We start from the raw sequence: 21,471 nt of genomic DNA, 5'->3' as shown, positions 1-21,471 counted from the left end.
ATGCAGCTCGGACTCATCGGCCTCGGCAAGATGGGCGGCAACATGCGCGAGCGGATCCGCCGCGCGGGCCACACCGTCGTCGGCTACGACCGCAACCCGGACCTCGCCGACGTCACCTCCCTCTCCGAACTGGTCGAGCGGCTCGAAGGACCCCGTGTGGTCTGGGTGATGGTCCCGGCGGGCGCCGCCACCCAGTCCGTCGTGGACGAACTGGGGCAGCTCCTCTCCCCCGGCGACATCGTGGTCGACGGCGGCAACTCCCGCTGGACCGACGACGAGAAGCACGCCCGCGAGCTCGGCGAGAAGGGCATCGGCTTCGTCGACGCCGGTGTCTCCGGGGGCGTGTGGGGCCTGGAGAACGGCTACGCGCTGATGGTCGGCGGCGACGCCGAGCACATCGCCAAGGTGCAGCCCGTCTTCGACGCGCTCAAGCCCGAGGGCCCGTACGGCTATGTCCACGCGGGCAAGGTCGGCGCCGGGCACTTCTCCAAGATGGTCCACAACGGCATCGAGTACGCCATGATGCAGGCCTACGCCGAGGGCTGGGAGCTGCTGGAGAAGGTCGACTCGGTGACGGACGTCCGCGAGGTCTTCCGCTCCTGGCAGGAGGGCACGGTCATCCGCTCCTGGCTGCTGGACCTGGCGGTCAACGCCCTCGACGAGGACGAGCACCTGGACAAGCTGCGCGGCTACGCGGAGGACTCCGGAGAGGGCCGCTGGACCGTCGAGGCGGCCATCGACAACGCCGTACCGCTGCCCGCGATCACGGCGTCCCTGTTCGCGCGGTTCGCGTCCCGCCAGGACGACTCCCCGCAGATGAAGATGATCGCGGCCCTGCGCAACCAGTTCGGCGGCCACGCCGTCGAGTCGAAGTAGGTCCGGCCGTGGGCGCATAGAGGTTTGACACCGCCCACACGGCCCGCCAGAGTCGCGGCTGATGGAGATCAACGATCTGACACCGGCCGAACAGCGCGTCTGGCGGGCCTTCGCCACCGGTACCGCGGTGGACCTCCGGGACACCGGCGCCGACGACCGCGCCCCCGAACGCACCGTCCGCGCACGGGTGTTGCGGGCGCTGCTGCTGAACGGGCCGCACGAGCCGGGCGAGATCGCCGCCGTCAAACTCGCGGGCGCTTACGTCACCGGCGTCCTGGACCTGCGGTACGCGACCGTCGACAGCGTCGTCCGGCTGAGCCAGTGTCACTTCGACACGGCACCCGACCTGTCCGGCGCCCAGCTGAAGTACCTCAACCTCAGCGACTCCGTGCTGCCCGGACTGTCGGCGGCCCGCGTCCGCGTGGACGGCAGCCTCAGGCTCACCGGCTGCCGTATCGACGGCTCGGTCCACCTCGGCGGCTCGCAGATCGCCGGAGCGCTCTTCCTGGAGCGGGCCCGACTCGTCGCCGCCGAACCGGAGTTGCCGGTGCTGCGGCTCAGCCAGATCACCGTCGAGGACGATCTGTGCGCGCCGGGACTGCACACCGAGGGCGGTATCCGGCTCGGCGGCGCGCGGGTGGCCGGATCGGTCAATCTGGAGGACGCCCGGCTGAGCCACCCCGGCGGCACCGCGCTCGACGCCGAGTCCCTGGACGTCGGCACCAATGTGCTCGGGCGGCGACTGCGGGCCGAGGGCCGCATCGACCTGCGCGGTGCCCGTATACCCGGGCGCCTCGACCTGCTGCGGACGACCCTGTCGAACCCCGGCAACACCGCGCTGCGCGCCAGCAGCGTCGTCATCGGCGAACTCTGGCTGCGCGAGGGACCGCGGATCACGGGCCGGCTCAATCTGCGCCGCGCCCAGATCGAACAGCTCGACCTGGAGCCGGAGATGCTCCCCGACGAGGTGCGGATACTGGACCTCACCTACACCTTCCTCACCCCGCACGAGCCCGTCGAGCGCCGGCTGCCGATGCTGGTCCGCGACGGCACCACCTACGACCCGCACGGCTACGAGCAGTTGACCGCCGCCTACCGGCGCAGCGGCGACGACCACGCCGCCCGGCGCGTCCAGCTCGCCAAGCAGCGCCGCCACCGGTCCACGCTCTCCTGGTACGGCCGCCTCTGGGGCCATGTCCAGGACGCCGCCGTCGGCTACGGCTTCCGTCCGCTGCGCGCGTTCGCCTGGCTGCTGTCCCTGCTCGCGGTCGGCTCGGTGGCCTTCGCGCTGGACCGGCCGCCCGCCCTCAAGCCCGCCGAGGCGCCGGAGTTCAACCCGGTGTTCTTCGCCCTTGACCTGCTGGTGCCGGTGATCTCCTTCGGCCAGGAGGCGGCCTACGCGCCCGAGGGCTGGTCCCAGTGGCTGTCCTACGTCCTGGTCCTGGCGGGCTGGATCCTCGCCACGACGATCCTGGCCGGTGTGACCCGGACCGTCAGCCGCCAGTGACGGCCCGTACCGCGTGCTGCGCGGCCAGCCGCACCGGCGCGTTCGGGGCGCCGTAGCCCTGATAGGCCGCGTCGCGCTGGACGAGTTCGAAGAAGACGCGGCCCACGGTCCGGGTGTAGCAGTGCCGGAAGACGCCACCCGTGTCCCGGTCGTAGAGGATGCCGAGTTCGCGGTAGGTCTCCAAATCGCCGTCGGTGAGGTCGAATCGGGCCGCGAGGTCGTCGTAGTAGTTGGCCGGGACCGGGAGCAGGAGCCCGCCGGCCGCGCGGAAGCGGCGCGCCGCGGCGACGACATCGTCCGTGGCCAGCGCGATGTGCCGGTCGTGGACCGTGTCGTCGCCCGGTGCCGCGCCGACGGTCAGGGCGATCCGGACGCTGCCGTCGGCGTTGGTGACGGCGCGGCTGCGCAGCAGTCCGTACGGGTCTGCGACGTCCACGCTCGGCTGCGCGTCCAGGCCCAGCACACTGCGGTGGAAGAGGGTGGCCTCGTCGAAGTGGTGCCAGGGCTGGGTGAGCGCGAGATGATCGACGCCGGTCACGGAGCCGGCCGCGGGGGTGTGCGGCACGTCCTCGAAGTCGCCGCGCCAGTCGGACGGGGCGCCGCAGAAGAAGAGTTCGGTGCCGTCGGGGGCGGCGACCGCGTCCAGGGCCGCGTCCTCGGGGGCGCGGCGGCGCGGCAGCACCGGGGCGAGCAGGGCCTCGGCACGCCGGGCGGCGCCCGCTGGGTCGGGTGACTCCAGGCCGATCGCGGCGAGTTGGGCGCCTTCCCGGCGGGCGGCGCCGCCGGTGTTGACCAGGACCCGGGCCTGCCCCTGCTGCCAGAGGTCGACGGGCTTGCCGCGGTGGCGGGCGGTGCGGGCGAAGCCCAGCGCGGACAGGACCGCGGCGACCGGTTCGGCGTCCGGGGTGAGCAATTCGGCGAAGGCGACCCCGGTGGGGACGACGGATGCGGGCGGTTCGGCCAGGCCCACCGACTCCTGCAGAACCAGCAGGGAGCGCCGGGCGTCCACGGCGGTAGAGCCCGCCTCGGACTGCCGGAAGACGTCGTTGAAGACCTCCAGCGACAGGGGTCCGTCGTACCCGGCGCGCAGCACATGCCGCACGAGCCCGGTGATGTCGAAGCCGCCCTGGCCGGGGAAGCAGCGGTGGTGGCGGCTCCACTGGAGGACGTCCATACCGAGCAGGGGGGCGTCGGCCAGTTGCAGGAAGAAGATCTTCTCGCCGGGGATGTCCTCGATGCCCTTCGGGTCCGAGCCCCGGGAGAGGATGTGGAAGCTGTCCAGGCAGGTCCCGAGCGCCGGATGCCCGGCCTGCTCGACGATGCGCCAGGCGTGGTCGTACGTACTGACGTGCCGCCCCCAGGCCAGCGCCTCGTAGGCGACGCGAATGCCGAAGTCCTGTGCAAGATCGGCGAGTTCACCGAGCTGACGGGCGGCGAGGGCATCGTCGGCCACCGCCTGCGGGGAAACACTGGAACAGACGAGCACGGTGTCGGCACCGAGGCGCCCCATCAGCTCGAACTTGTGCCGGGCCCGCCGCAGACTGCCGACGAAGACGTCCTCCGGCACGGCCTCGATGTCCCGCATCGGCTGATAGAGGTCGATGGTCAGCCCCAGGTCCGCACAGCGGGCGCGGATCTCCTCCGGGGTGAGCGGGCTGGCCAGCAGGTCGTTCTCGAAGATCTCCACACCGTCGAATCCGGCCCGGGCGGCGGCGGTGAGCTTCTCGGTGAGGGATCCGCTGAGAGAGACGGTGGCGATGGACGTACGCACGTCGGTACCTCTCTTGCTGCGGGGGCTTGGTGCGGGGGCTTATTGCGGGGCGGCCATGGCGTCGGTCAGCGCGGCGAACTCCGCGAGCATCCGTGCGCTGTCCGGCTCCCGCCCGGTGAACAGCCGGAACGCGTCCACGGCCTGGAAGACGGCCATGCCACCGCCGTCGAGCGTGGCGCAGCCCAGCTCCCGGGCGGTGCGCAACAGCTCGGTCTCCAGCGGCCGGTACACCACCTCGGCGACCCACAGCCCCGGATGCAGCAGCTCCGCCGGGAAGGGCAGCCCAGGGTGCGCGGCCATACCCGTAGGCGTGGCATGCACGATGCCGTCGGCCTCGGTGAGCAGCTCGGCGAGACGGTCGGGGGAACCAAAAGCAGCGCGGCCCTCCCCGAAGTGCCGGTTCAGGGAGTCGGCGAGGTCGGCCGCCCGCTCGGGCATCGCGTCGACGACAGTGACGCACTCCGCGCCGAGCGTGAGGGTGGCATGCGCTACCGCCGCCCCCGCACCGCCCGCACCGAGCTGGACGACCCGCTCCAGGGAAACATCGGGCAGCCCTCGCGCGAACGACGCCGCGAACCCGGTGACATCCGTGTTGTGGCCGACGGCCCGGCCACCGCCCTCGAACACGACCGTATTGACCGCACCCAGCGCCTCGGCCTGCGGCGACAGCGCGTCGAGGTGCTCGATGACGAGCTGCTTGCAGGGATGCGTGATGTTGAGCCCGTCGAAGCCCAGCTCCCGCGCCGCCCGCACCAGGTCGCCGACCCGCTCCGGCGGTACGCCGAGCACCTCGATGTCGATCAGCCGGTACAGATACCGCAGGCCCTGCCGGTCGGCCTCCCGCTCGTGGAGGGCCGGGCTGAGCGAGGGTCCGATTCCGGAGCCGATCAGTCCGACGAGATACGAGTCCTTGGGCACCGCGGACCTCCAGTGGCAGCTAATGTACGAACTAGTACGTTAGTCATAGCACCCTTCCCCGGGCAGAGGAAGTCGCCGGCGCCCAGCTCTTACAATCGCGACACCCGTCCCTCGCCCGAAGGAACCCGATGACCAGCGTCGACGAACAGGCATCGCACGGCGGACGCATCCGTGACGCCGCCCGCACCCAGGCCGAGATCCTCGACGTGGCGACCCAGGAGTTCGCGCGCGCCGGCTACGACGGCGCCCGGGTCGACGAGATCGCCGCCCGCACCCGCACCACGAAGCGGATGATCTACTACTACTTCGGCGGCAAGGAGCAGCTGTTCACGGCGGTCCTGGAGAGGGCGTACGGGGTGATCCGCGAGGCCGAGCAGCAGCTCGACGTCGACCATCTGGACCCGGTCGCGGCGATCCGGCGGCTGGCGGAGCTGACCTTCGACCACCACGAGGCGCACCCCGACTTCATCCGCCTGGTCAGCATCGAGAACATCCACGGCGCCGAGCACATCGCCGCCTCCGAGAAGCTCGGCAGGATCGGCTCCCCGGCGTTGGACGTGATCCGCCGGATCCTGGCGACGGGGCAGGAGTCCGGGCTGTTCACGGCCGACGTCGACGCCGTCGACCTGCACGCGATGATTAGTTCGTTCTGCTTCTTCCGGGTCGCCAACCGGCACACCTTCGGCGCGCTGTTCGGCCGCGACCTGATCGACCCCGCCCAGCGCGAGCACTACCGCACCATGCTCGGCGACATGGTGATCGCCTACCTGACCGCGGAGCGCGCGGCGGACTGACCCGGACACCGGGCGCGCGGAGCGCCCGGTCCCGGCTCGTACGGCAGGACCCCTTGACACCTGGGAAACGCGGGCGCAACATCCCTTCCCACCGGGACTAACTATCCAGTGGGTTAATTAGCCGAAGAACCGGCCCTTCTCCCCTCCGCTCACTCCGCCTACGTTGGAGTTCCCTCAAAGGAGCCGCCGTGTCCGTCCCCACCCCAGCCGCCCCGCCCGGGCAGCCGAAGAAAGCCGCGACCGCTGCCTGGATCGGCAGCGCCCTGGAGTACTACGACTTCTTCATCTACGGCAGCGCGGCCGCCCTGATCTTCCCCGAGGTCTTCTTCGACGAGTCCGACCCGGCCACCGCGACCCTGCTGTCGCTGGCCACCTTCGGTGTGGCGTACGCGGCCCGGCCGGTCGGCGCGCTCTTCCTCGGCCACTACGGCGACCGCCTCGGCCGTAAGAAGATCATGGTCTTCACGCTGATCCTGATGGGCCTGTCGACGTTCCTGATCGGCTGTCTGCCCACCCGGGACCAGGTCGGCACGCTCGCTCCCGTGCTGCTGGTGCTCTGCCGGGTCCTGCAGGGCATCTCGGCGGCCGGCGAGCAGGCCAGCGCGAACTCGATGACGCTGGAACACGCGCCACCGAACCGGCGCGGCTTCTTCACCAGCTTCACCCTCAGCGGCACCCAGGGCGGCCAGCTGCTCGCCACCCTCGTCTTCATCCCGATCGCGGCGCTCCCCGAGGAGCAGTTGCTGTCGTGGGGCTGGCGGGTGCCGTTCTGGATGAGCATCGCGGTCGCCGTGGTCGGCTATGTCATCCGCCGCAAGCTGGACGAGACCCCGGCCTTCGAGCAGCAGGCGGCGACGGAGGGCGTGGTCAAGCTGCCGCTGGCGGTGCTGATGCGCGAGCACTGGGCGGATGTGCTGCGGGTGGTGGCGGCCGCGCTGGTGGCCTCGGTGAGCACGATCTTCACGGTGTGGGCGCTGGCGTACGCGACGAGCGACTCCGTCGGCATGAGCCGTTCGTCGATGCTGTGGGTGGGCGCGCTGGCCAACCTGGTCGCGCTCGCCGCGATCCCGCTGTGGGCCACGCTGTCGGACCGGATCGGGCGCCGTCCGGTCTTCCTGGCCGGCGCGGCGGGCAGCGCGGCGATGATGTTCCTCTACCTGTGGTCGATCTCGACGGGCAACTACCCGCTGACCCTGCTCCTCGGCATAGTGACCTTCGGTGTCGTCTACAGCGCCGCGAACGGCGTGTGGCCGTCGTTCTACGGCGAGATGTTCTCCACCCGGGTCCGGCTGTCCGGCATGGCGATCGGTACCCAGATCGGCTTCGCGGTCGCCGGTTTCGCGGTGACCTTCGCGGCGCAGATCGCGGGCCCGGACGGCGACAACTGGTCGGCGGTGGCCCTGTTCACGGCCGCCCTCTGTGTCCCACCGGTGATCGCCGCGATCTCGGCCCGCGAGACCCACAAGGTGCCGACGGAACACCTCGGGGAGCGCACGCCCGTGGCGGCGGCCCAGCCGGAGACGGTGACGGCCTGACCCGACGACGACCCGACCGTCCCGGACCCCGGATGCCACGCAGGCTCCGGGGTCCGGGCCGTCACGCGTTGGACCAGCCCCGCTCGCACAGGACGAGCCGGTAGCCGTCGGGGTCCTCGACCGTGACGCCCCACTGGTTCCAGTACGGGTTGGGCGAGGCAACCCGCTTGCCGCCGTGCGTTTCGAGCCGCGCCACCAGCTCCTCCGGCACGGGCCCGTCGACGTAGATCACGAGGAGGTCCTCCTCGGTGGGCCGGGGCTCCACGGGCCGGGCGGGCTCATGGACGAGTTCGAGATGCCAGTCGGCGTCGGGCCAGCCGAGCATCAGCAGATCGTGCTCCCCGGGTTCGGACCCGCCCTCCGCCCGCCATACGACGCTCAGCCCCAGCCCCTCGCCCCAGAACCGCTCGGCGGCGGCCAGGTCGCGGGACGGGCGGGCGATACGGAGGTGACTGCGGCCGTTGACGGGCATCGGGTCCTCTTGTCCTGGCTGGTGACGGGCTTCCTGCTCTCCCGGGCAGCCTAGGCAGGGCGGAGTCGCCGCACCATCGGCCATCGGCCCTGCGCCGAGCGACCTAGGACGCGGTCATCGGCCGGGGATTCCGTACGCCCGCTCCACCTTCAGGCGCAGCACCAGCCGCCGGTCGCGGACCATCGCGGCGCGGAAGTCGTCCCAGTCGGGGTGCTCGCCCTGGACGTCCCGGTACAGCCGGATCAGCTCCTCGACGGTGTCGTCGTGCGGGTCCTTGGCGACCGGCGTGAGATCGGCGGTGCCCTCGGCCACCGTGTACGCCCAGCGGTCGGCGCTGGTCACGTGGTAGGAGGCCCGCGGATCCCGGCGCAGATTACGGGTCTTGGCACGGTCGTCCGTGAGGGAGACCCGGATGATCCGTTCGTCGGGGTAGTAGGCGTGGGCGACGTTCGACAGCTGGGGGCGGCCGTCGCGCTTGAGGGTGACCAGTACGCCGCCGTGGCCCGCGGAGAGCAGGTGCAGCAAGTCCTCTTCAGTCCGGTCCTGAGTCATGTCCGGGTAACGCCCGGGCGGTCCCCCACGTTCCCCCGGCAGCCATCCGTAGACAGTGTCTACCAATCCTGATAGACACTGCACATGTCGGAATCCGAGGCAGGACTACGAGAACGACTGGTCGACGTGGGGGTGGAACTGGTCGCCGCCGAGGGCGTCCAGGCGCTCACCCTGCGGGAGATCGCCCGCCGGGCAGGTGTCTCGCACGGGGCGCCGCGCCGCTACTTCCCCACGCATCTGGAGCTGTTGTCGGCCATCGCGCGCCGCGGCTTCGTCGAGCTGGCGGACAGGGCGACGCGGGCCGCCGACGACAACGGCGGTCCGCGGGCCCGGCTGGCCGCGCTGGCCCACGCCTATCTGCGGTTCGCGGTGGAGCGCCGCGGGATGTACGAGCTGATGTTCCGTCACGATCTGCTGAAGAGCGGCCACTTGGGTCTGCGCGATCACAGCCTGCCGCTGTTCGGGCGGCTGGTGGAGCTGGTGGGCCGGGTCCGCCCCGACGTCGACGCCCGGCTGGTCGGGGGCGCGCTGTGGGCGAACCTGCACGGCGTGGGCCAGCTGTGGGGCTGGGGCAGTCTGCAACTCGCCGTCGGCACCCAGGACTTCGACCGCATGGTGGATGCGGTGCTGGTGGTCTACCTCGGGCCGGACGAGACGTGAACCCTCGTCTCACGCTGGCCGCGAGCGTGGCGGGAGCGGTGATCGTTGCCCTGGACGGCACCGTGCTCACCATGGCGCAGCCCGCGCTCCAGCGCGATCTGGGGGCGAGTCACGCTCAGGTCCAGTGGACGAGCACCGGCTATCTGGTGGCGGTGGCCAGCCTGTTGGTGTTCGGCGGGCGACTGGGCGACCGGTTCGGCCACCACCGGCTGTTCGCCGTCGGCATGCTCGGCTTCGGCGCCGCGTCCGCGAGCATCGCACTGGCGTCCGGGATCGGCGCGGTGATCGGACTCCGGGTCGTGCAGGGCGTGTTCGGCGCGCTGCTGCAGCCGACCACGCTCGGGATGCTGCGGGCCGCCTACCCGCCGGACCGGCTGCGGACGCCGATCGCCGTACGGACCGCCGCCATCGGGTTGGCGGCCGCCGCCGGTCCGCTCGTGGGCGGGGCGCTGGTGGCCGGTTCCGGCTGGCGGGCCGTGTTCTTCCTGAACGTGCTGCCCGCGCTCGTCTTCGGCGCGCTCGCCCTCGCCGTCCGCACCCCGCGCCCCACGTCCCCGGTCCGGCTCGACCTGCCCGGCGCGCTCCTGCTCGCGGCGACCCTGGCCACGCTGGTGCACGCCCTGGTCGCCCTGCCGGAGCAGGCGCCCGTCCTGCTGGTGACGGCGGTCGCCGGAGCCCTGTTCCTGCGTCACGAACGCCGTACGGCAAGCCCGTTGCTGCCGCCGGACGTCATCGGCAAACGGGCCGTCGGCGCGGCGCTGGGCACGCTGGCCGCCGCCTCGGCCGCGCTGTCCGGCACCTTGTTCGCCGGCACGTACCTCCTCCAGGACACCCTCGGCCTCGACCCGTGGCGGACCGCGCTGCACTGTCTGCCGCTGGCCGTGCTGATGGTGGCCGCCGCGCCCTGTTGCGCGGTGCTGCTGCGCTGGGTCGGGGCCCGCCGGACCACCCTGGCGGCGCTCGCCCTCCTCGGCGCGGGGATCCTGCTGCTCTCGCGTGCGTCGGACACCCTGGGCCTCGGCACCGGCTTCGGGTTGCTGGGGGCCGGGTTCGGCACGGTGATGGTGGCGGCCACGCATGTCGTCGTACGGGAGGCCGCCGTCGAGTCGGCGGGTGTGGCGGGCGGGCTCCAGCAGACCGCGATGAACGTCGGGCCGGTCCTGGGCGTCGCCGCGGCGACCACTCTCATGGCGGCCGACGGGGGTACCCGGCTGCCGCTGGCGGTCCTCGCCGCGCTCGCCGTGGCCGGCATGGCGGCGGCCCACGCCCTGCCGGGACGTTTCTCCTCGATCGACAAGAAGCCCGGCGATCCGCGGGACCGCACACGTGTTCCTGCGCGACGATGAGATCGCGGGCCGCCCCGGCTGGGTAGGCCGGAGCATTCGGCACCCGCGTTCGTGAGGAGAGCGATGGCACTGCTGCGACAACAGGTCGAACCGGGCGAGGTCGGCCTGGACCCCAAGGCGCTGGACCGCCTCGACCAGTACTTCGCCCACTACGTCGACGAGGGGCGCCTGCCCGGCTTCCTGGTCGCCGTCTCCCGTGGCGGACGTGTCGCCCATCTGACCACGCACGGTCTGCGGGACGTGGCCGCCGCACGGCCGGTGGCGGCCGACACGCTCTGGCGGATCTACTCCATGACCAAGCCGGTCACCTCCGTCGCCGCGCTGCTGCTGGTGGAGGAGGGCAGGCTCGGGCTCGATGACCCGGTGGGCCGCCACCTCCCGGCCTTCGCCGCACCGCGGGTGCACGTCTCGGGCTCCGGCGCCGACGTCCGCACCCGGCCGGCCGCGGGACCGCTGCTGATCCGGCATCTGATGACCCACACGGCGGGCCTGACCTTCGCGTTCTACCACTGCCACCCGGTCGACGCCCTGTATCGCGACGCCCACCTGGACTCCGCGGTGCTGCCCGGCTCGAACCTGGCCGAGACCGTCGACGTGTACGCGAGCCTGCCGCTCCAGTTCGACCCGGGGACGCAGTGGAACTACTCGGTCGCCAGCAATGTCCTCGGCCGGGTCATCGAGGTCGTCTCGGGGCAGCCGCTCGACGAGTTCATGGCCGAGCGCGTCTTCGGCCCGCTCGGCATGACCGACGCCGGATTCTGCGTCACGGACGAACAGGCGGACCGGCTCGCCGAGTTGTACGGCGCGACCGAGAGCGGCGGGATAACCCCGATCCCCGGGCTGCCCCTGCACGGCCGTCCCCGGTTCCTGTCCGGCAGCGGCGGCATGGCGGCCTCGGCGCACGACATCCACCGGTTCATGGAGCTGCTGCGCCGCCGCGGCGAACTCGACGGCACCCGGCTGCTCGCCCCGGAGACGGTCGACCTGATGACCTCCAACCACCTCCCGGGCGGCGCCGACCTGCGTTCCTTCGGCAGCCACCCGGCCCATGACGAACCCGGCAACGACGGCATGGGCTTCGGCCTCGGTGTCTCCATGGTCGTCGACCCGGCCCGCACCAGGGCTCCCGCGAGCCTCGGCACCTACGGCTGGAGCGGCGCGGCGACCACGACCTTCTGGATCGACCCGGTCCGCGATCTGACGGTCCAGTTCATGACGCAGGTCCGGCCGAAGGCCTCACACACCATGTTCCCGGACCTCAAGCGGCTGGTGCACGAAGCCGTCACCGACTGACCCGCAGCGTGAACTCCAGGCCGTCCAGGGCCAGTTCACGCAGCCACCGGGCCGACCGTGCCGCCGTCTCCGCGGCACGGCTCAGGCCCGGCGGCAGTGAGCCGTCCAGGATGTGGGTGACACCGAGGGCGAGCGGCCGGGAGACACAACGGGCCATCGCGCTCTCCTCCTCGTCGCCGACCAGATCGAGCAGACAGCCGCCCGTCCAGGTCTGCCCGTCGGTGCCCTGCACATCGAGGGAGACGGCCAGCACCACCCGGTCCCGGTCGGCGTCCGTCGTGGGATACCGCGCCGCCAACTCCCGGGCCAGCGCGGCGATCCGGTCGTCGTCGCCGCCCTTCAGCTCCTCGAAGACCGAGTCCCAGGCGCGCAGCCAGCCCTCCAGCCGCAGCGTGCCGCGGACGAAGGTGCGGGGCTTCCACTCCGGCGGCAGCTCGTACTGCGCGACGAAGGGGAGGCTGTCCCGGTTGGGGTAGACCTCGAACGCCTCGCCCTCCACCGTGTGCCGCCGGGTCGCCTCCCAGGGACGGACCGCCGTGGTCTCGACCCCGTCCTCGATGTAGCGCGCGGGTGAGCGCAGGGCGCCCAGCACCCCGCCGGGTGCCCAGCTGAAGCGATACCGGAAGTCGTTCGGCTCGGCCGGGACTCCGCCGCAGTACGAGGTCAGCCGGTACGAGGCCGCCGTGGCGTCGCCGATGGCCTCGCGGGCGCGGGCGACGAGGGAGTGGGCGAAGAGGTGGTCGATGCCCGGGTCGAGGCCCGCCTCCGTGAGGACGACCAGACCGGCCCCGGCCGCCGCGGGCACCTGTTCCAGTACGGCGTCCGACACATAGCTGGAGCAGGCGAAGTGGGCCCGCCGGGCCACACAGGCGGCCAGCAGTCCGGCGTGCTCGGGCGCGGGCAGCATCGACACGACGACATCGCCGGGGGCGAGTTCGGCGGTCAGCGCGGGGACTGTGTACGCGCGGGGCTCGGCGCGTCCGGTCAGGCCCCGCTCGGCCAGGGCCGCCGCGGCGCGCTCCTCGGTGCGGTGCCACAGCCGGACCCGTCCGGCCGTCTCGCACAGCCGGGCCAGACCGCTGCCGGTGGACAGCCCGGCGCCGACCCAGTGGACGGTGCCGCTCGCGGGAACGAGGTCAGTCACGGCGGAACTCCCCTTCCTCGATACCGACTTCACCACGGGCCCGCTCGAACCGGGCCAGACAGCGCGTCCAGGCCCCGCCGCTCCCGAAGCCGAGCAACTGTGGCATCAGGGCCGCCGAGAAGTCGGTGCTCGACTCCCTCGGCAGCAGGGACGGCAGGTTGTCGATGGCGATGAGATCCAGGGGCGGCTGCTCGCGCAGCCGACGGGCCGGGGCGGTCCAGTCGGTGGTGCGGTCGTAGACCGGCAGGACGTTCAGCGGCGAGCCGACATCGCAGGTGACATCGCACAGGGTGCGCAGTCTGCGGGCGGGATCGTCGAGGTCCTCGTCCCGGAGGAAGGGCGGGATGGGGGTGGTGGCGAGCACGGCGTTGACCATCACGTCGTGCGCGAGCAGGGCGGAACGGTCCAACTCGCGGGTCTCCGCCAGATCCCAGCGGGTCGGCTCGACCCCGGCCACCCGGAACGCCTCACCGGCACCCCGACCGCTCCTGCCCAGGGCGCCGATCACCAGCGCGGTGAACTCCCCGTCCCCCCGCAGCAGCGCGTCCAGCTCCTCCTTGACGGTCGGCACGAGCGGCGCGTCGAGCCGCCCCCGGTGCTGGAGCACCGCGAGAGCGGCCCCGAGATACCCGGCCCAGAACCCGAAGGCGGCGAGCCGCCGCCCGTCCTCGTCCACCAGATACTCGACGTCGTACAGCGCCCCGCCCCCGGCCGCGAACCGCCCGAGCAGCGCGCCGGCACCAGGCTGCCCCTTGTACGCGTGCCCGAAGAAGACATGCCGGTGAATCAACTCGGCGGGTCCGTCGGGCAGTTCCTTCAGTCCTACGACGACGGCGTCACCCGGCGCCGACACCCACGAGCCCGCCTCGGCGACCCGGCAGCCGGCCTTCTCGTACTCCTCGACGGGGAAGATCCGCTGCGGCGACTGCTCGACGGTCATCGTCACCCCGTTCTCGACGAGGCGCCGGGCGTCGGCGGGGACGACGGGAGTGCGGCGTTCCGTGGCGCGGACCTCGTGTCGCAGCCACAGATGGAGTTCGGTCATACGCGGTTGGCCTCCGGGCGCAGGGCGTCGGCCGCGAACCGGTCGGCGCTCAAGGGGCTGACGTCCACGAAGGGTACGTGGCCGAGGTACAGGTCACGGACGACCTCGCCGACGGCCGGGCCCTGGAGGAAGCCGTGGCCGGAGAAGCCGGTCGCGTACAGGAAGCGGGAGACGGAAGTCGCCTCGCCGATCAGGGCGTTGTGGTCCGGGGTGAGCTCGTACAGGCCCGCCCAGCCGCCGGTGCGGCGCAGGTCGAGCAGGGCGGGGGCGCGGCGCTCCATGGCCTGGTACAGCCGGGGGATCCACCGGTCGTGGGTGCTGGTGTCGAAGCCGGGGCGCTCGTCGGGGTCGGACATGCCGAGGAGGAGGCCAGGACCTTCGGTGTGGAAGTAGAGGCTGGTGGTGAAGTCGATGGTCATGGGCAGGCCGGGCGGCAGTCCCTCGACCGGTTCGGTGACCGCGATCTGGCGGCGCAGCGGCTCCACCGGCAGCTCCGCACCGGCCATCGCCCCGACGGCCCGGGACCAGGCACCTGCCGCGCAGATCACGGTGCCGGTGGCGATCGGGCCCTTGGTCGTCCGCACTCCGGTGATGGTGTCGCCGCGCAGGTCGATGCCGGTGACCTCGGTGTGCCTGAGGACGGTCGCGCCGTGGCGGCGGGCGGTGGCCGCGTAGCCCTGGACGACGGACTCGGGGGTGCAGTGCCCGTCGTCGGGAGAGTAGGCGGCGGCCAGCAGTCCGTCGGTGACGATCAGCGGGGAGAGCTCGCGCGCCTCGGCCGGGCCGAGCATCCGGCTCGGCACACCGAGGGAGTTCTGGAGCCGTACTCCTGCCTCGAAGGAGGCGACCTCCTCGGGGGTGGAGAGCAGGAACAGATAGCCGACCTTGTGCAGGCCGATGTCCTGCCCGGTGTCCGCCTCGAACCGGTCGAACGCCGCCAGGCTGCGGGCGCCGAGCCGGATGTTCAGCTCGTCGGAGAACTGCGCCCGCACCCCTCCGGCCGCCTTGGAGGTGGAACCGGCCGCGAGCTCGTCCCGCTCGACGAGAACGACGTCCCGCACCCCCGCGCGGGCCAGATGACAGGCGATGCTCGCCCCCATCACCCCGCCGCCCACGACCACGACCTCCGCCCTCACCGGCCCGGCTCCCGCGCCGCGTCGATCACGGCCCAGGCCGCGGCGGCGTCCTGGATGCCGAGGCCGACGCTGTTGTAGTAGACGATGTCCTCGGGCCCGGTGCGGGCGGTGCGGGCGCCGGTGAGCACGCCGCCGAGGGGGATCAGATCGTCCGGTGCCAGCCGGGCGGCCACGAGGGGCCCGGCATGGTGGGCGGCGTTCTCCGGGTCGTCCACCACCACGGCCGCCGACCGCCGCACGACCTCGGCGTCCACCTCGTGGCGGGTCGGTTCGAAGGAGCCGACGCTGACCACCGTGCAGCCCGGCGCCAGCCACGCGCCGTGGACCACCGGGGTGGTGCTGAGGGTGCAGGCGGCGACGAGCGAGGCGTCTCGCACGGCCTCCTCGGGGGTGCTCACCGGGTCGACGGCGATGCCCAGTTCGGCCGTCAGGGTCTCGGCGGCGCGGGTCCGGTTGCGCTCGGTCGGGCTCCACAGCCGTGCCGACTTCAGGTCCCTCACCCGGGCGAGGGCGCGGACGTGGGCGAGGGCCTGGGTGCCGGAGCCGAGGACGGCGAGGTCGGCGCTGTCGGGGCCGGCCAGCGCGTCGACCGCGACGGCGCTGCCCGCCGCCGTGCGCAGGGTGGTCAGCGCGGTGCCGTCCAGCACCGCGACGAGGCGGCCGGTCACCGGGTCGAGCGCGGTGACCACGGCGTGCACGGTGGGCAGCCCGGCGGCCGCGTTGCCCGGGTTGACGCTGCCGATCTTCGCGACCGGTCCGGTGTCCGCGGACAGCCGGGAGAGGTACGCGAACATCACGCTGTCGTCGAAGCGGCTCGGGTGCATGATCTTCCCGGGCAGATCGGCGGCCGAGGAACCGAGCGCGACGAAAGCGGCGCGCTGCGAGGCGATGGCCGCGTCCCAGGAGAGCAGCCGGGTCACCTGGTCGCCGGAGAGGAAGAGGACGTCGTCGGTCATTCCCTCTTCCTATCCGGGCGGCCCCCGCCGGAATCAGGACCAGTGGGCCACGGCGTCCAGATGGGGCAGATGGTGGTCGAGGCGCTCGCGCTTGGTGCGCAGATAGGTGATGTTGCTCTCGCACGGCGGGATGAGCAGCGGGACCTGCTCGGCGACCGTGATGCCGTGCTCCAGCAACGCCTCACGCTTGCGCGGGTTGTTCGACATCAGCCGGACCGACCGCACGCCGAGGTCGGCCAGGATGCCGGCGGCGGCGCCGTAGTCGCGGGCGTCGACGGGCAGGCCGAGGGCGAGGTTCGCCTCCACCGTGTCCAGGCCCTCCGCCTGGAGGGCCATCGCCCGCAGCTTGGCGAGCAGTCCGATGCCGCGGCCCTCGTGGCCGCGCAAGTAGACGACGACACCGCGGCCTTCGGCGGCGACCGCGCGCAGCGCGGAGGCCAGCTGGTCGCCGCACTCGCAGTGCTGGGAGCCGAAGGCGTCTCCGGTCAGGCACTCCGAATGCAGCCGGGTCAGGACGTTCTCGGTGCCGATGTCGCCGTGGACCAGGGCCACTTGCTCGTCGCCGCGATCGTGGTCCATGTAGCCGACCGCGCGGAATTCTCCGTACACCGTGGGCAATGGGGCATTCACAATGCGTTCCACGCCGGTGCGCTTGGGAGACTTCTTTCCGAGTACGCCAACTTTTTCTGTCATGATCTGGTTCCTAAGCAGAGACGAAAGGCCGTGAAAAGATGAGTGGTTCGGGAACGCGGTCGGCATCCGGGCTGGTGCCGGCGGACACCACGGAGGACGTACGGACGCGCGGGGCGGGCGTCTCACGGCAGGTCGCCGTCCTTCCCGTCGGCAGCTTCGAACAGCACGGGCCCTTCCTGCCGCTGGCCACGGACACGCTGGTCGCCTGTGCGGTCGCCGGGGCGATCGCCGAGGCGTACCCGGTGCACCTCCTTCCGCCAGTGACGATCTCCTGCTCGCACGAGCACGCGGCCTGGCCCGGGACCGTCAGCATCTCCTCGGTGACCCTTCACGCGGTGATACGGGACATAGCGGATTCGCTCCGCCGCTCGGGTGTGGAGGCCCTGGTGGTGGTCAACGGCCACGGCGGAAACTACGTACTGGGCAATGTCGTTCAGGAGTCCTCCGCGCGGGGTGAGCGGATGGCGCTGTTCCCGGCCGCGGAGGACTGGGAAGAGGCGCGGGAGCGGGCCGGGGTGACCACGTCGCTGCTGACCGACATGCATGCGGGGGAAATAGAGACCTCCATCCTTCTGCATACGCATCCGGAAATGCTGCGGCCCGGATACGAGACCTCCGATTTCGTCGCGGACGACCGGCGTCATCTGCTCTCCCTCGGTATGTCCGCCTATACCGATTCGGGTGTCATCGGCCGTCCTTCCCTGGGTTCGGCGGAAAAGGGGAAGGAACTGCTGTCGAGCCTGTCGGATTCCTTCGCCGCGTATTTCTCGGTGCTGGGCGCAGAGTAGGGCGCCCAGCGCCGTCCGACCAGCACCAGCGCACCGGGCAGGCTCGCCGCGAGGCACAGCACGCCGTAGACGACGGCGACGGCGAGTCCGCTGCCCGCGCCGAGCCCGGCGGCGCCGAACGCCCAGGCGGTGACGCCCTCCCGGGGCCCCCAGCCGCCCACGTTCAGCGGCAGGCTCATCGCCAGCAGCGCCAGCACGGCCAGCGGCAGGAGTACGGCGACGGAGGCGTCGCTGCCCGCGACCCGGGCCGCGAGGACGAACGTGGCGAGGTGTCCGGCGAGCACGACGACCGAGGACACCGCGACGCCGGGCCAGTTGCGGCGGGACAGCAGTCCCTCGCGGGCCTCGTCGAGGGAGGCGCGCAGGACGCGTCCGCGGCGGGACGGCGGGCGGCTCATCCGCAGGGCCACGACCACCGCGAGCGCGCCGAGGGCGGCCAGTGCCGCGAGCGGCGCGAAGTGGCGGGCCTCGGCGCGCACGGGGGACGGCATGGTCAGCAGGACGACGGCGCCGACGAGGGCCAGCGCGAGCTGTCCCGCGGCCCGTTCGAGCACCACGGAGCGCACGCCCCGGCCCAGGTCACCGGCGCTGCGCCCGTGCCGTACCGCCCGGTGCACATCGCCGAGGACGCCGCCGGGAAGGGCGGCGTTCAGGAACAGTGCCCGGTAGTAGTCGCCCACGGCCGCCCCGAGCGGCAGCCGGATCCGCAGCCCCCGGGCCACCAACTGCCAGCGCCACGCGCTGAACACGGTCGTGACGACACCGATCCCGACGGCGGCGAGCACGGCCGGGGCATCGATTCTGCTGAGCCCGTCGAGGAAGACTCCGGTACCGAGCCGCCAGAACAGGACGGCGAGAATCGCGACACCGGCGAGGGTGCCGAGATGGGTACGGAGGTTGCCACGGCGGGGGGTTGGGGGGACGGTGGGGGGCTGGGGAGCGGCGGAGACGGTGAGGGCTGCCGGAACCTGGGCAGCCGTAGGCACCGAGAGCGCGGTCGGCCGCTGGGCGGACCGCGCGACCGAGGTGCGCAGATGTACGCGAGGGTGCGAGGGCTTGGGCGACACCGGGGCACGCCCCCGGCCACCCCGCCGTCGCCCGGTCACCCACGCCGCCGAGGCGCGCAAGTGGCCGCGGGCCCTTGCGGGGGACGCCCCCGCCGTCTCCGCGCTCATGACTCCGCCCCGTCCATCGGGCGGGTGAGGGCGAGGAGGTCGCTGTGGTGGACCACCACGCGGAGTTCGCCCGCCTCGCACGCCGCCAGGCGTTCGCGGAGGTAGCGCTCGGCCGGTTCGCGCAGTTCGGGGCACTGCTCGACCGCCGCGCCGACCCAGCCGCGCAGCCATTGCGCGGTGAGGGCGGAGTCGGCGGGGCCGAGCTGCCAGGGGCTGGGGTGGACGCGGACCGTGGCGCCGCGTGCGGAGAACGCCTCGCAGGCGACCGTGATCGCGTCCGGGCCGAGCAGTTCGGTGCGCCGCTGGTGGGCGTTGAACGCCTCGGCGAGCTCCGCGTCCAGGGGATCGGACGGGGTGAGTTCCACCTTGCCGACGACGGACAGCGTCAGCAACGCGGGGCAGCCGGCTCCGGTGCAGGCGTCGGCGAGGGCCTCGATCTCCTCCTGGGTCAGCACGTCCAGCAGCGCGGAGGCCGTCACCAGTGAGGCACCGGCCAGCGCGTCCGGGGTGAGCCGGGCGACGTCACCGCGCCGCGTCTCGACGGTGACCCTGCTGCCGTCGGCGGCGGCGCGCGGGGAGGCCACCGCGGCGAAGTGCAGGAGGTAGGGGTCCCGGTCGTGCAGGATCCAGTGCTGGGGACCGTCCAGCCGGGGCGCGAGCCAGCGGCCCATCGAGCCGGTGCCGCAGCCCAGGTCGTGGATGACCAGACCGTCGGAGGACCGTCCCGGCAGATTGGCGAGCCGGATCCGCAGCGGGTCGATCAACTCGTGCGCCCGCGCGGCCCCGTCGGGCGCCTCGCGCAGCTCCAGCCACTCGGGCGCGTACCGCGGCGGCTCCTCGGGACCGGCCTCGCGCAGCTTCACCGTGGGACGCTCACCGGGGCGGGGTGTGGGGCCCGCACCCCGGTGAGCCGTGGGGACGGGGTCCTCGTCGGGGCCGGCCACGGCGGGCGTCGGGCCCGCGCCCGGCATGGCCGTGGGGACGAGGTCCTGGTCCGGGCCGGCCGCCGCGGCCGTAGGACCCGCGCCCGGGATCACCGAGTCACCCATGGCCCTCGGCTCCCTCGGGCCCGGCTGGCCCGGAATCCACCCCGTGTCGTCCGTCGCCGCCGTCTTCCTCATGCCGCCCTCCTGGGTTCGTTCGGCAGTCGGCCCAGAACTCCGGCCAGGCTGCGAGCCGTGGTCGCCCAGCCGTCGAGGGCGGCCCGCCGCCCCCGCGCGGCCGCCTTCAAGCGGCGTCGTACATCCGCCTCGCCGAACCAGCCGCGCAGCTCCGCGGCGAGCGCGGCCGGGTCCTCCGGCGGGACGAGGATGCCGGGCACCCCGCCGTCGGGGGCGCGGCCGACCGCCTCGGGGACGCCGCCGACGTCCGTCGCCAGCACCGGAATGCCGCGTGCCAGCGCCTCGGTCACCGCCATGCCGTACGTCTCGGCGTAGGAGGTGAGGACCATCAGGTCGGCGGCGGCATAGCTGGCGTCGAGTTCGGCGCCGGCCCGCGGTCCCGCCAGCACCAGCCGGTCCTGGAGGCCGTACCCGCTGATCAGGGTCCGCAGTCCGGCCACGTACTCGGGGTCCTGGCCGAGGCCGCCCACGCAGACGCAGCTCCACGGCAGGTCGGTGACCGCCGCCAGCGCCTCGATCAGCCGGTGCTGCCCCTTGCGCGGGGTCACCGCGGCGACGCACAGCAGCCGGGAGACGCCATCGGTGCCGGAGGCGAGGGGCGCGATGTCGGCGCCGGGGGTGGCGACATGGACCCGTTCGGGGGCGAGGCCGTGGTGGGAGACGAGTCTGCGCACCGCCCAGTCGGAGGTCGCGATCACGGCGGGCACCGCCCGCAGCACCGCGCGCTCCCGCGCGTCCAGCTCCGCGGCGACCTCGGCCGAGAGCCCCGTCTCGTCGCCGAGCGGCAGATGCACCAGCACCGCGATCCGCAGCCGCTCCGCCTCGGGTACGACGATCTCGGGCACCCCGCACGCGACGAGACCGTCCATCAGCACCACCGTGCCGTCGGGCAACTCCGCGAGTGTGCGGCCCAGTTCGTCCCGGGCCGCGGCGCCGGGCCGGGGCCACTCCCCCGTCACCGCGTGCTTGTGGACCTGCCAGCCGAAGCCGGGCAGGTCCAGACTGACCCGCCGGTCATAGGCGTTGCCGCCGCTGGGCATCGCCGGGTCGTCGACGCCGCCCGGCAGGACGAAGTGCACGGAGCGCAGGGACATCGGCACGATCTCCGCGTTCTTCAGGGCGGAGTGCTGCACCGGCACATAGGTCAGCCGGGCCCGGTCGAGACCGGCCCGCTCGGTCGTCAGGTCGGTCACAGGGCACGCTCGTAACTCGCCCAGGCGACATGCGATTCGTGCAGCGTGACGGTCATTCCGGCGAGTCCCCGGGCGCCCTCGCCCAGCGCCCCCTTGTGCACCCGCTCGGCGAGCCGGTCGGCGATGACCTTGGCCAGGAACTCGGTGGAGGTGTTGATCCCGGCGAAATCCGGTTCGTTGTCGAGATTGCGGTAGTTCAACTCGGCGACGACGGCGCCCAGTTCCTGCGTGGCCAGGCCGATGTCGACGACGATGTTGTCCTCGTCCAGCTGCTCGCGCCGGAAGGTGGCGTCCACGAGGAACGTCGCTCCGTGCAGTCGCTGCGCGGGCCCGAAGACCTCGCCGCGGAAGCTGTGGGCGATCATGATGTGATCGCGGACGGTGATGCTGAACAACGGACGACCCTCCAGGTGCGGCGCGTCTGATCCCCGGCTGATCGTTGCCGAGGATGTGGAGTAGTACGGCTCTTCGCTTCCCGTTGTTCAGCCGACTCTCA

20 protein-coding genes and 1 pseudogene are annotated in these 21,471 nt (G+C 72.5%); 8 read left to right on the top strand and 13 right to left on the bottom strand.

The window, feature by feature from the left end:
• Window positions 1–876, top strand: a complete 876-nt coding sequence (gene gnd / locus STRCI_RS33675; RefSeq protein WP_269662739.1) for a phosphogluconate dehydrogenase (NAD(+)-dependent, decarboxylating) — start codon at window positions 1–3, stop codon at window positions 874–876.
• Between the two features lie 61 nt (window positions 877–937).
• Window positions 938–2,383: a translocation/assembly module TamB domain-containing protein gene (locus tag STRCI_RS33670; protein ID WP_269662738.1), complete on the top strand. Its 1,446-nt coding sequence runs from the start codon at window positions 938–940 to the stop codon at window positions 2,381–2,383.
• Here the strand turns inward: STRCI_RS33670 and STRCI_RS33665 are convergent.
• Window positions 2,370–4,154 (bottom strand): bifunctional sugar phosphate isomerase/epimerase/4-hydroxyphenylpyruvate dioxygenase family protein, encoded by a 1,785-nt coding sequence (locus STRCI_RS33665; protein WP_269662737.1) that lies wholly within the window; start codon window positions 4,152–4,154, stop codon window positions 2,370–2,372. The two genes, STRCI_RS33670 and STRCI_RS33665, sit on opposite strands and share 14 nt — an antisense overlap.
• A 39-nt stretch (window positions 4,155–4,193) precedes the next feature.
• Complete coding sequence (locus STRCI_RS33660; RefSeq protein WP_269662736.1) at window positions 4,194–5,072, bottom strand: shikimate dehydrogenase; 879 nt, start codon at window positions 5,070–5,072, stop codon at window positions 4,194–4,196.
• 128 nt (window positions 5,073–5,200) lie between these two features.
• Here STRCI_RS33660 and STRCI_RS33655 point away from each other — a divergent pair, with 128 nt between their 5' ends.
• Both STRCI_RS33655 and STRCI_RS33650 read left to right on the top strand, forming a co-directional pair.
• Window positions 5,201–5,866: a TetR/AcrR family transcriptional regulator gene (locus STRCI_RS33655; protein ID WP_269662735.1), complete on the top strand. Its 666-nt coding sequence runs from the start codon at window positions 5,201–5,203 to the stop codon at window positions 5,864–5,866.
• A gap of 188 nt (window positions 5,867–6,054) precedes the next feature.
• Window positions 6,055–7,401 carry an MFS transporter gene (locus STRCI_RS33650; protein WP_269662734.1) on the top strand — a complete coding sequence of 449 codons (1,347 nt, stop codon included), beginning with the start codon at window positions 6,055–6,057 and terminating at the stop codon, window positions 7,399–7,401.
• A gap of 61 nt (window positions 7,402–7,462) precedes the next feature.
• Here STRCI_RS33650 and STRCI_RS33645 read toward each other — a convergent pair whose 3' ends face one another.
• Both STRCI_RS33645 and STRCI_RS33640 read right to left on the bottom strand, forming a co-directional pair.
• On the bottom strand, window positions 7,463–7,873 hold the full coding sequence (locus STRCI_RS33645) for a VOC family protein (RefSeq protein ID WP_269662733.1): 411 nt from the start codon (window positions 7,871–7,873) through the stop codon (window positions 7,463–7,465).
• Window positions 7,874–7,987: 114 nt separating this feature from the next.
• Entirely contained in the window at window positions 7,988–8,425 is a 438-nt protein-coding gene (locus STRCI_RS33640; protein WP_269662732.1) for a PPOX class F420-dependent oxidoreductase, read from the bottom strand.
• Window positions 8,426–8,509: 84 nt separating this feature from the next.
• Here STRCI_RS33640 and STRCI_RS33635 point away from each other — a divergent pair, with 84 nt between their 5' ends.
• From STRCI_RS33635 to STRCI_RS33625, 3 genes are all read left to right on the top strand, one after another.
• Window positions 8,510–9,085, top strand: coding sequence for a TetR/AcrR family transcriptional regulator (locus STRCI_RS33635; RefSeq protein ID WP_269662731.1), 576 nt, complete (start codon window positions 8,510–8,512; stop codon window positions 9,083–9,085).
• A complete protein-coding gene (locus STRCI_RS33630; RefSeq protein WP_269662730.1) occupies window positions 9,082–10,431 on the top strand; it encodes an MFS transporter in 1,350 nt (449 codons plus the stop codon). The genes STRCI_RS33635 and STRCI_RS33630 overlap by 4 nt, the downstream gene beginning before the upstream one ends.
• Window positions 10,432–10,494: 63 nt before the next feature.
• Window positions 10,495–11,724, top strand: coding sequence for a serine hydrolase domain-containing protein (locus STRCI_RS33625; protein ID WP_269662729.1), 1,230 nt, complete (start codon window positions 10,495–10,497; stop codon window positions 11,722–11,724).
• Here STRCI_RS33625 and STRCI_RS33620 read toward each other — a convergent pair.
• Genes STRCI_RS33620 through ribA form a run of 5 tightly spaced genes read right to left on the bottom strand, consistent with a single transcriptional unit; the run spans window position 11,714 to window position 16,698 of the window.
• Window positions 11,714–12,868 (bottom strand): saccharopine dehydrogenase family protein, encoded by a 1,155-nt coding sequence (locus STRCI_RS33620; protein WP_269662728.1) that lies wholly within the window; start codon window positions 12,866–12,868, stop codon window positions 11,714–11,716. The two genes, STRCI_RS33625 and STRCI_RS33620, sit on opposite strands and share 11 nt — an antisense overlap.
• Window positions 12,861–13,913: a saccharopine dehydrogenase gene (locus STRCI_RS33615; protein WP_269662727.1), complete on the bottom strand. Its 1,053-nt coding sequence runs from the start codon at window positions 13,911–13,913 to the stop codon at window positions 12,861–12,863. Before STRCI_RS33615 ends, STRCI_RS33620 begins: the two co-directional genes overlap by 8 nt.
• Window positions 13,910–15,049, bottom strand: coding sequence for an NAD(P)/FAD-dependent oxidoreductase (locus STRCI_RS33610; protein WP_269662726.1), 1,140 nt, complete (start codon window positions 15,047–15,049; stop codon window positions 13,910–13,912). Before STRCI_RS33610 ends, STRCI_RS33615 begins: the two co-directional genes overlap by 4 nt.
• Window positions 15,046–16,005, bottom strand: a complete 960-nt coding sequence (locus tag STRCI_RS33605) for an ornithine cyclodeaminase family protein (protein WP_269662725.1) — start codon at window positions 16,003–16,005, stop codon at window positions 15,046–15,048. The genes STRCI_RS33610 and STRCI_RS33605 overlap by 4 nt, the downstream gene beginning before the upstream one ends.
• Before the next feature lie 33 nt (window positions 16,006–16,038).
• Window positions 16,039–16,698, bottom strand: coding sequence for a GTP cyclohydrolase II (gene ribA / locus STRCI_RS33600; protein WP_269662724.1), 660 nt, complete (start codon window positions 16,696–16,698; stop codon window positions 16,039–16,041).
• Window positions 16,699–16,736: 38 nt separating this feature from the next.
• Between ribA and STRCI_RS33595 the strand changes: the two genes are divergently transcribed.
• The gene (locus STRCI_RS33595; protein ID WP_418953400.1) at window positions 16,737–17,486 is read left to right on the top strand and encodes a creatininase family protein; all 750 of its coding nucleotides are present in this window, start codon (window positions 16,737–16,739) and stop codon (window positions 17,484–17,486) included.
• A 65-nt stretch (window positions 17,487–17,551) separates the two neighbouring features.
• Here STRCI_RS33595 and STRCI_RS33590 read toward each other — a convergent pair.
• The 4 genes and pseudogenes from STRCI_RS33590 to STRCI_RS33575 all read right to left on the bottom strand — a co-directional run.
• A pseudogene (locus tag STRCI_RS33590) lies at window positions 17,552–18,661 on the bottom strand (lysylphosphatidylglycerol synthase transmembrane domain-containing protein); the annotation flags it as partial.
• Window positions 18,658–19,782: a class I SAM-dependent methyltransferase gene (locus tag STRCI_RS33585; RefSeq protein WP_269662723.1), complete on the bottom strand. Its 1,125-nt coding sequence runs from the start codon at window positions 19,780–19,782 to the stop codon at window positions 18,658–18,660. The gene STRCI_RS33585 and the pseudogene STRCI_RS33590, both read right to left, overlap by 4 nt.
• A complete protein-coding gene (locus STRCI_RS33580; protein ID WP_269662722.1) occupies window positions 19,779–20,975 on the bottom strand; it encodes a glycosyltransferase family 4 protein in 1,197 nt (398 codons plus the stop codon). Before STRCI_RS33580 ends, STRCI_RS33585 begins: the two co-directional genes overlap by 4 nt.
• A complete protein-coding gene (locus STRCI_RS33575; RefSeq protein WP_269662721.1) occupies window positions 20,972–21,370 on the bottom strand; it encodes a 6-pyruvoyl trahydropterin synthase family protein in 399 nt (132 codons plus the stop codon). Before STRCI_RS33575 ends, STRCI_RS33580 begins: the two co-directional genes overlap by 4 nt.
• Window positions 21,371–21,471: the final 101 nt, after the last annotated feature.

Source organism: Streptomyces cinnabarinus, assembly GCF_027270315.1.
GTDB classification, from domain to species: Bacteria; Actinomycetota; Actinomycetes; order Streptomycetales; family Streptomycetaceae; genus Streptomyces; species Streptomyces cinnabarinus.
The sequence above is the reverse complement of the archived record's forward strand: the minus strand, read 5'-3'. Positions and strand labels throughout refer to the sequence as shown.

What these genes read in the sequence shown, in the direction of transcription:
- gnd (WP_269662739.1), top strand. Translation starts at nt 1, where the DNA reads ATGCAGCTCGGACTCATCGGCCTCGGCAAGATGGGCGGCAACATGCGC.
- STRCI_RS33670 (WP_269662738.1), top strand. Translation starts at nt 938, where the DNA reads ATGGAGATCAACGATCTGACACCGGCCGAACAGCGCGTCTGGCGGGCC.
- STRCI_RS33655 (WP_269662735.1), top strand. Translation starts at nt 5,201, where the DNA reads ATGACCAGCGTCGACGAACAGGCATCGCACGGCGGACGCATCCGTGAC.
- STRCI_RS33645 (WP_269662733.1), bottom strand. Translation starts at nt 7,873, where the DNA reads ATGCCCGTCAACGGCCGCAGTCACCTCCGTATCGCCCGCCCGTCCCGC.
- STRCI_RS33640 (WP_269662732.1), bottom strand. Translation starts at nt 8,425, where the DNA reads ATGACTCAGGACCGGACTGAAGAGGACTTGCTGCACCTGCTCTCCGCG.
- STRCI_RS33635 (WP_269662731.1), top strand. Translation starts at nt 8,510, where the DNA reads ATGTCGGAATCCGAGGCAGGACTACGAGAACGACTGGTCGACGTGGGG.
- STRCI_RS33625 (WP_269662729.1), top strand. Translation starts at nt 10,495, where the DNA reads ATGGCACTGCTGCGACAACAGGTCGAACCGGGCGAGGTCGGCCTGGAC.
- STRCI_RS33615 (WP_269662727.1), bottom strand. Translation starts at nt 13,913, where the DNA reads ATGACCGAACTCCATCTGTGGCTGCGACACGAGGTCCGCGCCACGGAA.
- STRCI_RS33605 (WP_269662725.1), bottom strand. Translation starts at nt 16,005, where the DNA reads ATGACCGACGACGTCCTCTTCCTCTCCGGCGACCAGGTGACCCGGCTG.
- ribA (WP_269662724.1), bottom strand. Translation starts at nt 16,698, where the DNA reads ATGACAGAAAAAGTTGGCGTACTCGGAAAGAAGTCTCCCAAGCGCACC.
- STRCI_RS33595 (WP_418953400.1), top strand. Translation starts at nt 16,737, where the DNA reads ATGAGTGGTTCGGGAACGCGGTCGGCATCCGGGCTGGTGCCGGCGGAC.
- STRCI_RS33585 (WP_269662723.1), bottom strand. Translation starts at nt 19,782, where the DNA reads ATGAGGAAGACGGCGGCGACGGACGACACGGGGTGGATTCCGGGCCAG.